Below are 12552 nucleotides of genomic sequence, written 5' to 3'. Positions count from 1 at the left end.
TCTATTTTAAAGCCTGGATACAAGAATCGGTAATTGCTTGCCAGTTTTCTTGCTCAACCCATTCTTTCTTCGCTATCCAAGTACCGCCAACGGCGAATACATTATTTAAAGAAAGATAGTCCATTTTGTTACTTTCGCTAACACCGCCTGTAGGGCAAAAGCTGACTGCTCTAAATACTGACGATACAGCTGATACAAAAGGTGCTCCACCGGCTAGCGATGCCGGGAATAATTTTTGCTCTTCAAAGCCATATTCAAGCGCCATTAAAATATCACCTGTGTTTGATACACCAGGAAGTACCGGTACATTACATTTAGCAAGTGCGGCAAGTAATACAGGAGACACAGCTGGCGTTACAATAAAGTCAGAACCCGCTTCTAGTGCTTGCTCTAAAATTTCAGTATTTATTACCGTACCCGCACCTACTTTTAGCTCAGGCACTTGTGCCTTAATAGCTTTTAATGCTTCTAAAGAAGCTTCTGTTCTTAGTACTACTTCAACTAAAGTAAGGCCGGCGTTAGCCATAGCTTTCGCTATTTGAACACCTTGCTCTGGCGTATCAGCTTGAATTATAGGTAGCAGTGTTTGTCCTGACATAAGTTCAGAAAAGCGAGTCATAACGTTGTTCCTTTATAAAAAAGTAATGCGGCCGAGGTATGGCGGCCTTTAATGTTTGATTAACCTGAACTCTAGATAATAAATCTATCTCAAGCAGCTATTTTCAGCGCTAACTGCGTTGAATTTACTTGCAATAGGCCCGCTATTGACGCGTAAATTCGCCTTGTTTTCACTGAAAATCTCTAGCTAGAGAAAATAATTTTAAATATCACCATGATTCAATATGTTAGTAAATCTCTTAACCAGAGTTCAGGTTAATTATTTTGTTATACCAATTGCATTAAATTAATGAGCTATTATAGCGACAAGAAAACAGCTCAATAACAAGGCTAAAATTATGATACATAGTTGTTCTATATAAATAATTTTTAACGTAGTTAGTGAGTTATTTAATACGCTAAGGTGATCATGTTTTTAATAAAATTGGTATCAGATCCCAGCTTTAACCATTGCTAGCTGAAATATATCTTTTGGAGCAATAGCGCCTGGCTGTTGTATAACAGCACCTGCTGCTTTTGCAGCAAGTTGTACAGCACTTGAAATTGATTTATCAGATAAACGAGCACCTAAGTAAACACCGTTAAAAGCATCGCCTGCGGATGTCGTATCTACAACATTTGTTACCGGTATTATAGTGTGGCTTTGAAGGGTCTCGCCCTCTTTTGTCACTACCGATTCAGGGCCATTTTTAACAACAATTTCTTCTATTTGGTAAGGTTTTAAATATTCAACAACCGCTTCTACGCTATGTACGTCATAAAGTGTTGTTAAATCTTCAACGCCAGGTAGGGTAATATCTGCAAGCGTAAAGGCTAAATGATATTGCTCTTTAGTTTCCTCTACACTATTCCACAAACGCGCTCTGTAGTTAGGATCAAAAACTATTTTAACTCCAGCATCTTTGAGCTGCTTTACAACTTTCCAAAACTGCTCACGTGCACTTTCTTCAATTATTGCTAATGAAATTCCTGAAAAGAAAAACATATCACCTTGGCTAAGCTGCTCGAGTGCATCAGCATCTAAAAAATCAACAACCTTTTTAGCTGCAGAATCATTACGCCAATAAATAAAGCTACGCTCACCATGCTCATCGGTTTCTATGTAATACATGCCAGGTACTTTGGTATCGTGAGCAAATACGAGTTGTGTATTTATTTGTTCACTTTCAAAGCGTTCTAGCATTTTTTTACTTAAATTATCTTGACCTAAAGCCGTAACAACCGAAGTAGTAACCTGCGGGAAGCAACGTTTTAAATACACTGCAGAATTATAAACATCGCCTGCAAATGATTGGTGTAGTGTGGCTGCGCTCATAGCTCTAAGCTCGACCATGCATTCACCGATAAAGTAAATATTTTTCATCTTGGAAGTTACCCTATGTAGTTAACTGCTATGCGCTTATACAAAACATGTTGGCATAGCAGTTATTATCTAGATTATTGAGGCTTTTTAAGAGGTTCTATTTTTGGAATTAAAATCCAAACAGCTGCCATTGCTATAATGGCTAAAGAAGCACCAATAACAAATGCTGGCGTATAATTACCATCAGCAGTAAGAATAGGCACAAGCGATGTAAGGCCTACAGCACCAAGTTTTGCCGCCATACCAGAGAAACCTGATAATGTACCTACAGCTTTTTTGCCTAACAAATCACTTGGTAGTGTTTGCACGTTACCAATTGCAGTTTGAAAACCAAATAATATAACAGCCATAATTAGTACCGCTGTCGTTGGTCCGCCTGGATTTGCCATTGCAAGTAACGCAGGTAACATAATTAAACAGCCCAGCGTTATAGTTAGCTTACGTGTTTTATCTGTATTCCAACCGGCTTTGAGTCGGTTTTGAGCTAATAAGCCACCAAACCATGCACCAAACATAGCGCCAACATAAGGTACCCAACCATATATACCAATAGACTTAACATCCATGCCGTATACTTCGTTTAGGTAAATAGGTATCCAAAAAACAAATAACCACCAAATAGGGTCAATCGCAGCAGAGGCAATAATTACACCCCAGCTTTGCTTACGAGAAAGTAACTCAGCAGTTGAAGGGTTATATTCTTCTTCGTCTTCACCTGTTACATCGCCATTATCATCAACACGTCTTTGACCTGTTAAGATATATTCACGCTCTTCGGCAGTAAGCCAAGGATGAGAGCTAGGCGGCGCTTTAACTAAAATTAACCAAGGCACTAACCAAAGAAAACCTAATACACCAACAAAAACAAACACCATTTGCCAGCTAAAGTAGATAGTTAAATAAGCAATTAAAGGAATAGCAATAATACCGCCAATAGCAGCGCCAGAGTTAAAAATACCCTGTGCTAAGGCGCGCTCTTTAGTAGGAAACCATTCAGCATTACCTTTAGCTGCGCCCGGCCAGTTACCGGCTTCTGCTACACCTAAGATTGCGCGAAAAATACTAAGGCTAAGTACACCTTGTGCAAATGCATGTGCAACGGTTGCAATAGACCAAACACCTATCGATAAAACAAAACCGAAGCGTGTGCCTACCCAGTCAAATATTTTACCAAATATGGCTTGACCAAATGCATAAGCAAATACAAACACAATTGAAATATTAGCGTATATTTGTTTGCGTTCTAGCGCTGATTCATCAGGAAATAAATCTTCAACAATGTCCGGCCAAAGCACACTAAGTGCTTGACGGTCGATATAGTTAATAATGGTAGCTAGCGCAATTAGCGCTATAACCCACCAACGTAAGCCTTTAAGTTGCATAATTAATCCTCAAGAAAGTCTTCACGCGCTGGGCTAAAAGTATCAATCAGGATTCCGCCTGTTGGGCAGGTAGCTCCATGATCAGCAAATGGTGGGATTAAGCAGCTATCACCCGGTTTTAAGATTTTAGTGACGCCATCAATGTTAAAGTGAAACTCACCTTCAACAACATACGTTACTTGAGAATGTCTGTGAGCATGGTTATAACCAATAGCCCCTTTCTCAAACCAAATTTTAACAGCCATTAGCTCTTCGTTATAACCTAGCATTTGACGTTTTAGACCATTTCCTAAATCTTCAATTTCGGTCTCGTTGCCAAATGAAAAGTTTGCGCTTTGCTTTTGCATCCTATTTACTCCTGATTATTGTTCATCATATAAACGCCTAATCGGCCATTTAAAGTGAACTCTTTATTTTGATAATTGAATGTATTTTTAGCTGAGGTTGGTGCTTTATTAATAGCCACTAAATATGACTTGCCTTTAATATCAAGTTCAACAAGTGTTAAATCGCCCTGCTGACTATATTCAAGCTTTGTAACTCTACTAACAGCTTCTAACGTATATTCTTTACTTGGATTGTATTCACCGTGAGGCTCTAATACAGATATAAATTTATGTTGCTTTTGACCCTCAACACGACGAATAAAACCGTTTTCGTTGCGTAAGTTAAAATCAGGGTCGTTTGCGCCTATTTGAGTAAACAAGAAAGACTCATCACCTTTAACCAAACTCGTTTGCGTATAAAAGCGACCATTTTCGTTTAACCACGTTACTTTAGCTAAACCACTTTGAGGTTGCGCTTGAGCTTTAAGCCATAGATGCTGGTAGCCATTTTTAGTACCTAATGCAGACAGTTGTGTTGCATTCGCTTTTAGCTCAAAGCTGGTATCTATAAGCTGACCTTTATAATGCAAAGGCAAATCAAGCTGATGCGCTTTATTTGCTGCAACATCAAATATATCAAGTGCAACTGTACTTTGTAGTTCAGGTAAGTTAATAAGTGCAAGCGTACGCTCAAGATCAACGCCTTTATAAGCTGTGCTTATTTCGCCGCTTGAAACCGTGCCGTATTCATTCGTTTCGAAAAAGTTAAGTGTAGGGTAATTACTATTTCCTACTTCAACATTTGCATTAAAATGCGTTGTTTCGTCAACCACTACCGTATTGTGCGCAACAGTGTGTTTAGCGTAAGTTTCGTTTTCAGGTAAATAACGACCGCCGTATTTAGCTTCTACATTTAAAAAACGTGCTGCGCCATAATCAGATACAATTTCATTACCGTGGTCGTAAAACTGCCATGTTAGTTTATCAAAATGACCGTGACCTAAGCCTTGTGCAGCAGGTTTAAATAGTAGAGCTTGATCGCCACCTACCTGCGTTCTCATTACAACTAGAGCACCTTGTTTACCGTCATTACCATCGCCGAAGGCAACAGATTTAAACGAATAAGGTTTTGCCATGTTGTTATCAAGTGCTTGAGCTACTTTTAGTCCATCACCAGAGAGAATTATTTGGTCTTGTTGCTTAGCAATATCAAGGTAGCCTGCGTCGTTAGTTAATCCATACGCTGCAGTTACACCATTAACTAACTCAATAGTATCGATACCTTTACTTTTTATTGCATCGTTAATTGGAAAAAACAAACCGTTGTAGCTAAGTTGAATCGTCGTATCAATCGCTTTTAATAATATGCCATCACGATATTCAAAGATTTTTCGTTGTGGTTCGTTGTTTTCAATCGCTTTAGCAAACGTTACAAAGGGTAATAGTGCAAAGCGTTGATAGTAAGGACCTTCGTTATAGTAACCTTGTGGTGAAAACAGCATTTCTAGCTGCTTAATAAAGCCACCTTTACCCGACTTTTCTAAATCGTATAATGATTTTTCTACCCACTCAGGTTCACCTAATACATACCCTGCCATGCCAACACCCGCTGTTGCCCATGTTCCATGGTTATGTACTTTATTAAATGTAGAGGGTTGGCCTACTGATGTGAACAACGAAACAGGACGTAGTAAGTCATTTTCAATTTTTTTAATGTTATCGGCATTTAACGAGTCATGAATTAGATCATAAGCTTGTATTGTGTACACAAGCCACATTGCTTCATTTAGGCTTTGCCAAAAAAACTTACCTGGATTTTGCGAGTCCATTTTACGTTTTGGATGCAGACCAAGCGTTGGGTATAATTTTGCATACTCAAGCAACATATCACGCACGTAATTTGCATATTTATCATCTTGGCTTAGTTGATAAATGATGCCTGCGTTATACATAAGCTGATAATTTTTTTTGTGGCGTTCATGTGTATAACCACCACCACCATCTTTTGGTACAGGTACCGCAATTGGTTGAGCTATTTGTTCGTCTACTTGCGCTTTTAATAGCTCAAACGCAGTAGAAAATTTACCTTCGCTGCCTATTCCTTGACGCATATGACTTACGTCATCAGTAGTAATTACTAAGTTTGGGTGCGCTGCATGCGCACCCAATGATGTAAGTAATGTAAGTGCTGCTACAGCCGCTATTTTAAAACCTGTTTGGCATTTTAATAAGTACATAGTATTTACCCTGCCTTATTTAAAATGTTGTTATTTTTTAATACTGCTGTATGTGGGCCTTTAACTCTTAACTCTTTAACACTTGGTGCTTTAGTTGCATCAAATGTATTGTCTGAGATTTCAGTTTTAGGCTCGCCTACTGTGTGCTCTACAACAATAGGAGCAGATTTAACAAATTTATTATCTTTGATATTAGTAACCTGAACACCGTGAACATAAATGCTCGCTTGCTCTTTGTTACGCTTACCAAGGCCAACGTTATTAAGCGTGTTATTTGTCATTTCAAAATGAGGGCCAAATGTACTTTCATCAGTACCACCACGGTAAAGCTTAAGTACACCACCTAGCACATCATTAAATGTATTATTATTTACAATAACGTATTCCGCGTTATAAACACCTAAGTCTTCAATTTCAGTATTTAGACGTAAAATGTCACCTGTTACTGTATTAAAGGTATTACCTGTAATAATAATTTCGTCAGCCATTGCACCTTTACCAGTGATAAAGAAATGGAATGAATGATTAATATCTAAAGCATTTAACTCTGAGTTGGTCATTACAAAGCGGTAATTATCAACCATACCCCATTTTTGCGTACGAACAATGCTGTTACCTATTGCATCTGGCGCGTTTTCACCTGAAATAGATAAACCATCTAGTTTTAAGCTGCCGCCATCATGTATTTCAAACAAGGTAGAGCGTTGAAAAGTAAGTTTAGACTTTGTGTTCTGCTTTGCTTTAATTGTCAACGTTTTATCAATTTTAACCAGTTTAGAAACATCATACTGGCCAGGCGCTAGTTCTAGAACATCGCCCGACTCTGCATTATCAATAGCGTCTAGTAATGCACTTACATCAGCTTTAACAGAATGTGTCTTACCAGAATCAAACTCAACAAGTGCTGGTACTTTTGCATACCAGCTAACACCGGTATCTTCTTTTTTAAGTACTTTTAAATCGCGCTTTGCACCTACATTTAAACTTTTAGATGTTGGGTAAAGTAGACCATTACTTGCTTTTTTAAGCGTGATTTTTTCTTTTTTTACACCGTACGTTAGCTCAGAAAGTACTTTTGTATCAGCAATGTTGTTACTTAGTACCAGCCCGCTTACATCATCAAATGTTGTAAATGGCTGTTCACCATCTTGATTTATGATTAAGTTGTTTTTCATTACGCTATCTTTAGGTGCAGCGCTACGCTCAGCATCGCTACCTGCGGCAAGTTGAATATGACGCACATTTATAAATGTGTTGTTTTCAATTGTCGCATTTTCAACTTGGTGATAACGATTTATAGATGAATTTGGTACGCCGTTCATAACAGTAAAACCACTGCCAAAACGATAGCCTGTTAGACCTTGTAGGTAGTTATTTCTAACAATTTGGTCTTTATTGATAACGCGAATACCACCTGTGTGATCAACACCATTACCAATAAAAATATTTTCTTCTATAAGGTTACCGTTACCGTGGCGCAGCGTTAATGTACCGCGCGCTTCATAAAATACGTTATTACGAAGAATGTTTTTGCCTGACTTAACCGAAACAATTTCGACTTCACCATTGGTGCGTTCAAAATAGTTATTTTCTACCAATGTATGTGAATCAGTTAATGAGTAATGGCTGGTGCCAATACGTAGGGTTTCACCACCGTTTGAACCAAAAGTTGGACGGTAGCCAAAATAGTTGTTGTCTATGCGGTGATAGTTTTCCTGACTTGCTTGAGTGTTTAAACGAACAGCAACTGTCACACCTTTATTTCGTTTGCCAACTAAATGACTATGATCAAAGCGGTTATGTTGTCCATATAATGCAACCCAATAATCAGACTCTCGTTTGTCTGGATTACTGTAATTATCGATTACTGTTTGAGTAACTCGTGAATTGTAGGCTAATTCATTTTTATTTTTACGAAACTCTATTACAGCTGAGCTCGGTGTGTAGCCGTCTTTAAATACTAAACCTGAGGCTTCAAGGTATTTACCTGCAAGTCTTAGGTTCGATTGACCCGATAAAATTACTTTACCGTTAGTTTCAGCGGTCAATAAAATAGGAGAGTTTTTTGTACCTTGGCCTTCAAGTAGGATTTCGAAGTCAGACCAAGTACCATTTTTAAGTACTACTTTGTCGCCAGCAACTAGATTAGCTGCGATATCATTAAAAGCTTGTTTACTTTCTACAAAATAATCTTTGGCCGCTATTTGTGTGGATATGCAACCGATGAGAACTAGACTAAGCTTTATTGTGTTAATCAAACGCATAGTTAACTCTTTTTCGTTGTGACTGAAAGTAGTGCTTCATCAGAATTTAAAAAAGCTGACATTGCACAAAGACTTTAGTCAATTGGTGTCATGTGTGTTAAAGCGCCTTAAGCCAAAAGCTTAAAGCGCTCAATAAGGTCGAGAAGTATTACTTTTCTAGCTTTTTGAAGTAATCAAAAATTTCAGGAACGTTACCTTGACCCATACCAGCGTCAAACGCTGCTTGTAGGTTAGCTGATGAACCTTCAGCAATTTTTGATTCAGTACCTAGGTCTTCTACCATTTGTAGGAAGTAGCCTAAATCTTTGTTTGCATTAGCAATCGAGAAACCAAGGTCGCTAACATTATCAACTGCATAGTTTTTACAAAATTGCATAAACGGTGAGTTAGATGGACCAGTCGACATGATGTCAAAAAGTTGTTGACGGTCAACACCAGCAAGCTCTGCAACTGCAAATGCTTGTGACATAGCACATACTGTAGTCATGCCCATGAAGTTGTTGATAAGCTTAGTTGTATGACCTGCACCTAGCTCGCCAAGATGGAAAACGTTTTCACCTTGATCTTCTAGTACTGGTTTAACTTTATTAAATGTATCAATATCGCCTGCAGCCATGATGTTTAAAAGGCCGTCTTTAGCATGTGCTGGTGTACGACCAAGAGGAGCATCAATCATGCCTGCGCCTTTAGCTGCTAAATCAGCACCAATTTTTTTAGTAGATGATGGAATAGAAGTACCAAAATCAACTAGTACTGCACCTTCTTTAATACCCGCTAGGATACCGTCTTCTGCATAAATGATTTTTTCTACAACGGCAGAAGTTGTAAGACAAAACATAACAATATCTGAACCTTCAGCTAGCTCTTTAGCAGTGCTTGCTGTTTTTGCGCCTCTAGCGACACATGCTGCAACCGCATCTTTGCTAAGGTCCATAACAATTAGCTCATAGCCTTTGTTTTGTAAATTTTCGGCCATGTTGCCGCCCATTAAGCCTAAGCCGATGAAACCGATGACTGGTTTTGACATGAATAACTCCTAAATATGTGGCGCATACTTTTATAAGAACAAGTAAAATCTACTTTAAAATACGCTGTGTCTTTGTTTCAATTTGTAGAGTAACTTTAAGCTTGAGTTATTTATAAATTAACCTGTGCAAAACGTAACTCTGATTAATTACCAATACATTGTATTCACTCAAACCAAGCAACTTACCAATTGGTATGCAAAAACTGTATTACCATACGCCTTTTTTGTCAACCAATAAGTTAACCAAGTAAATCCCATATTTTTACAAATTACATACAAATAAATTTAATATCAATTAAAAACAAACAGTTAGATATCACAAACCCAATCAGACATAGGTTAACTTTTGTTGAAAAATCAGTAACTTTTTTTATACTAATAGGTTGACCAATAATTGAGTGTTCTTTATTTAAATATGCAAAATTCAATAAAATGGTTCATTAATTGGTAATTTACAATTGATGTTATTGGTAAAATTATAAGGATCATACGTCAACAGCTTCCAACTCTAAATGGTATTGAGGTTGTGATTTGTACGTAACGCCTACATATATGGCTAATACATATAAAAACCACAAAATGCGCTTAATAATAGCGCTTAGTTAAAAATATACTGAACTTTGAAAAATCACTAAAGGAACTGAATAATGCGTTTATTACATACTATGCTGCGTGTTGCGGATTTAGACAAATCAATTGCTTTTTATACTGAAGTATTAGGTATGAAAGAATTACGCAGAGCTGATAACAGTGAATACAGATACACTCTTGCCTTTATTGGATATGGCGAGGAAGCAGATAATACAGTATTAGAGTTAACTTATAACTGGGACGAAGATAGCTACGACCTGGGTAATGCTTATGGCCATATAGCCATTGAATTTGATGATATTTACAAGGCCTGTGCTGATATTAAAGCAGCCGGTGGTAATGTTAGTCGTGAACCTGGACCAGTAAAAGGCGGCACTACTGAAATTGCTTTTGTAAAAGACCCTGATGGTTATTCAATAGAACTTATTCAGAAAAAAGATGACATGAGTAAATTTTAAATTACCTACCAACTAATTCAAGTAATAACAATTTGCTTAATGCCAATCTGCTTATATATGGGGTCTATTTAACGTTAAGAAAATTACGCTAGAACTAGGCAAAAATTTTTGTATCTAGTTGTTCTAAATAAAAAATTTTTAACGACGTTATAGTGCAATTTAATTCGTTAAATTGATCAAAGATTTATGCTGGTTGGTATAACTATGGAGGGGTTTAATTTTATATATTGTTCAAATATTTATGCAGGTTGGTATTAAATAAAAAGGTGCTTTTCAGCACCTTTTTAACGCAACTGACTATCTTTACTGCCACGTCTATTAAACGATTTAGCGCTAGCATCATTACCTTCTATCGCAGCTTGGCATGCAACACAGTAGCGCACTCCTGGTAACGCGATCCTTCGTGCTTGTGGGATTTTCTCATCGCACTCATCACATAACTCTGCACTTGCGCCAGATATTAAATTGCTTCTTGCATACTGTACGGCGTCATTAACACTCGCATCAATTTGATCTTGAATTGCACCGTCTCGTGCCCATCCACTTGCCATAAATCCTCCTAATAAAGTTGGATGTTTAAATTTATGCTACCAAATCGAATCTTTATAAGTACTGAATATTTTTGGATTTTTGGATTTTTGGATTTTTGGATTTTTGGATTTTTGGATTTTTGGATTTTTGGATTTTTGGATTTTTGGATTTTTGGATTTTTGGATTTTTGGATTTTTGGATTTTTGGATTTTTGGATTTTTGGATTTTTGGATTTTTGGATTTTTGGATTTTTGGATTTTTGGATTTTTGGATTTTTGGATTTTTGGATTTTTGGATTTTTGGATTTTTGGATTTTTGGATTTTTGGATTTTTGGATTTTTGGATTTTTGGATTTTTGGATTTTTGGATTTTTGGATTTTTGGATTTTTGGATTTTTGGATTTTTGGATTTTTGGATTTTTGGATTTTTGGATTTTTGGATTTTTGGATTTTTGGATTTTTGGATTTTTGGATTTTTGGATTTTTGGATTTTTGGATTTTTGGATTTTTGGATTTTTGGATTTTTGGATTTTTGGATTTTTGGATTTTTGGATTTTTGGATTTTTGGATTTTTGGATTTTTGGATTTTTGGATTTTTGGATTTTTGGATTTTTGGATTTTTGGATTTTTGGATTTTTGGATTTTTGGATTTTTGGATTTTTGGATTTTTGGATTTTTGGATTTTTGGATTTTTGGATTTTTGGATTTTTGGATTTTTGGATTTTTGGATTTTTGGATTTTTGGATTTTTGGATTTTTGGATTTTTGGATTTTTGGATTTTTGGATTTTTGGATTTTTGGATTTTTGGATTTTTGGATTTTTGGATTTTTGGATTTTTGGATTTTTGGATTTTTGGATTTTTGGATTTTTGGATTTTTGGATTTTTGGATTTTTGGATTTTTGGATTTTTGGATTTTTGGATTTTATCTTAATAACACTACACTTCCCTATTAAAAAACAAGTAAGTGGCGTCCCCAAGGGGATTCGAACCCCTGTTACCGCCGTGAAAGGGCGGTGTCCTAGGCCTCTAGACGATGGGGACACATAAATGTGTCACTAGGACAACTGAATTTTTAGACTCGTTTCAGGCGAGCTTTCTTAATAACACTTCACTTTCCTATTAAAAATAAGTAAGTGGCGTCCCCAAGAGATTAGTACTCTTGATAACGTCGTGCATAGAGAGTGCGGTGTCACACTGCTTTACACAGTACTTAAAATAGTAAGTGGCGTCCCCAAGGGGATTCGAACCCCTGTTACCGCCGTGAAAGGGCGGTGTCCTAGGCCTCTAGACGATGGGGACACATAAATGTGTCACTAGGACAACTGAATTTTTAGACTCGTTTCAGGCGAGCTTTCTTAATAACACTTCACTTTCCTATTAAAAATAAGTAAGTGGCGTCCCCAAGGGGATTCGAACCCCTGTTACCGCCGTGAAAGGGCGGTGTCCTAGGCCTCTAGACGATGGGGACACATAAATGTGTCACTAGGACAACTGAATTTTTAGACTCGTTTCAGGCGAGCTTTCTTAATAACACTTCACTTCCCTATTAAAAATAAGTAAGTGGCGTCCCCAAGAGATTAGTACTCTTGATAACGTCGTGCGTAGAGAGTGCGGTGTCACACTGCTTTACACAATACTTAAAATAGTAAGTGGCGTCCCCAAGGGGATTCGAACCCCTGTTACCGCCGTGAAAGGGCGGTGTCCTAGGCCTCTAGACGATGGGGACACATAAATGTGTCACTAGGACAACTGAAT

At 37.3% G+C, this 12552-nt stretch carries 10 protein-coding genes and 4 tRNA genes; 1 reads left to right on the top strand and 13 read right to left on the bottom strand.

The genetic code is table 11. The features are described 5' to 3' along the window. Position 1: 1 nt before the first annotated feature. The 7 genes from eda to I6E70_RS18090 all read right to left on the bottom strand — a co-directional run bounded on the left by eda (position 2) and on the right by I6E70_RS18090 (position 9217). Positions 2-619, bottom strand: coding sequence for a bifunctional 4-hydroxy-2-oxoglutarate aldolase/2-dehydro-3-deoxy-phosphogluconate aldolase (gene eda, locus I6E70_RS18120; RefSeq protein WP_076924850.1), 618 nt, complete (start codon positions 617-619; stop codon positions 2-4). A gap of 429 nt (positions 620-1048) precedes the next feature. Next, a complete protein-coding gene (locus tag I6E70_RS18115) occupies positions 1049-1981 on the bottom strand; it encodes a sugar kinase (RefSeq protein ID WP_170072885.1) in 933 nt (310 codons plus the stop codon). A gap of 74 nt (positions 1982-2055) precedes the next feature. Then, entirely contained in the window at positions 2056-3363 is a 1308-nt protein-coding gene (locus I6E70_RS18110) for an MFS transporter (protein ID WP_007585328.1), read from the bottom strand. A 2-nt stretch (positions 3364-3365) separates the two neighbouring features. After that, entirely contained in the window at positions 3366-3710 is a 345-nt protein-coding gene (locus tag I6E70_RS18105) for a cupin domain-containing protein (protein WP_002962963.1), read from the bottom strand. Between the two features lie 5 nt (positions 3711-3715). Next, positions 3716-5926, bottom strand: coding sequence for a heparinase II/III domain-containing protein (locus I6E70_RS18100; RefSeq protein ID WP_197189333.1), 2211 nt, complete (start codon positions 5924-5926; stop codon positions 3716-3718). A 5-nt stretch (positions 5927-5931) separates the two neighbouring features. Continuing rightward, entirely contained in the window at positions 5932-8190 is a 2259-nt protein-coding gene (locus I6E70_RS18095; RefSeq protein ID WP_197189332.1) for a polysaccharide lyase 6 family protein, read from the bottom strand. Between the two features lie 148 nt (positions 8191-8338). Continuing rightward, complete coding sequence (locus tag I6E70_RS18090) at positions 8339-9217, bottom strand: NAD(P)-dependent oxidoreductase (RefSeq protein WP_007585320.1); 879 nt, start codon at positions 9215-9217, stop codon at positions 8339-8341. 647 nt (positions 9218-9864) lie between these two features. Between I6E70_RS18090 and gloA the strand changes: the two genes are divergently transcribed. Next, entirely contained in the window at positions 9865-10266 is a 402-nt protein-coding gene (gene gloA, locus I6E70_RS18085) for a lactoylglutathione lyase (protein WP_197189331.1), read from the top strand. Between the two features lie 284 nt (positions 10267-10550). Here gloA and I6E70_RS18080 read toward each other — a convergent pair whose 3' ends face one another. From I6E70_RS18080 to I6E70_RS18055, 6 genes are all read right to left on the bottom strand, one after another. Next, the gene (locus tag I6E70_RS18080; RefSeq protein WP_166379485.1) at positions 10551-10817 is read right to left on the bottom strand and encodes a DksA/TraR family C4-type zinc finger protein; all 267 of its coding nucleotides are present in this window, start codon (positions 10815-10817) and stop codon (positions 10551-10553) included. Positions 10818-10853: 36 nt separating this feature from the next. Next, positions 10854-11774 (bottom strand): hypothetical protein, encoded by a 921-nt coding sequence (locus I6E70_RS18075; RefSeq protein ID WP_197189330.1) that lies wholly within the window; start codon positions 11772-11774, stop codon positions 10854-10856. Then, positions 11763-11838, bottom strand: a tRNA-Glu gene (locus tag I6E70_RS18070). Before I6E70_RS18070 ends, I6E70_RS18075 begins: the two co-directional genes overlap by 12 nt. A 182-nt stretch (positions 11839-12020) precedes the next feature. Continuing rightward, positions 12021-12096: transfer RNA gene (locus I6E70_RS18065), tRNA-Glu, on the bottom strand. A 93-nt stretch (positions 12097-12189) separates the two neighbouring features. Further along, positions 12190-12265, bottom strand: a tRNA-Glu gene (locus I6E70_RS18060). A gap of 182 nt (positions 12266-12447) precedes the next feature. Beyond that, positions 12448-12523 (bottom strand) — tRNA-Glu (locus tag I6E70_RS18055). Positions 12524-12552 lie beyond the last annotated feature (29 nt).

Origin of the sequence: Pseudoalteromonas sp. NGC95, from assembly GCF_015864705.1 — a bacterium.
Classification (GTDB): Bacteria; Pseudomonadota; Gammaproteobacteria; order Enterobacterales; family Alteromonadaceae; genus Pseudoalteromonas; species Pseudoalteromonas arctica.
The sequence above is the reverse complement of the archived record's forward strand: the minus strand, read 5'-3'. Positions and strand labels throughout refer to the sequence as shown.

Coding starts and splice junctions, on each gene's coding strand:
- I6E70_RS18105 (WP_002962963.1), bottom strand. CDS start 3,710: ATGCAAAAGCAAAGCGCAAACTTTTCATTTGGCAACGAGACCGAAATT.
- gloA (WP_197189331.1), top strand. CDS start 9,865: ATGCGTTTATTACATACTATGCTGCGTGTTGCGGATTTAGACAAATCA.
- I6E70_RS18110 (WP_007585328.1), bottom strand. CDS start 3,363: ATGCAACTTAAAGGCTTACGTTGGTGGGTTATAGCGCTAATTGCGCTA.
- I6E70_RS18080 (WP_166379485.1), bottom strand. CDS start 10,817: ATGGCAAGTGGATGGGCACGAGACGGTGCAATTCAAGATCAAATTGAT.
- I6E70_RS18100 (WP_197189333.1), bottom strand. CDS start 5,926: ATGTACTTATTAAAATGCCAAACAGGTTTTAAAATAGCGGCTGTAGCA.
- I6E70_RS18095 (WP_197189332.1), bottom strand. CDS start 8,190: ATGCGTTTGATTAACACAATAAAGCTTAGTCTAGTTCTCATCGGTTGC.
- I6E70_RS18090 (WP_007585320.1), bottom strand. CDS start 9,217: ATGTCAAAACCAGTCATCGGTTTCATCGGCTTAGGCTTAATGGGCGGC.
- eda (WP_076924850.1), bottom strand. CDS start 619: ATGACTCGCTTTTCTGAACTTATGTCAGGACAAACACTGCTACCTATA.
- I6E70_RS18115 (WP_170072885.1), bottom strand. CDS start 1,981: ATGAAAAATATTTACTTTATCGGTGAATGCATGGTCGAGCTTAGAGCT.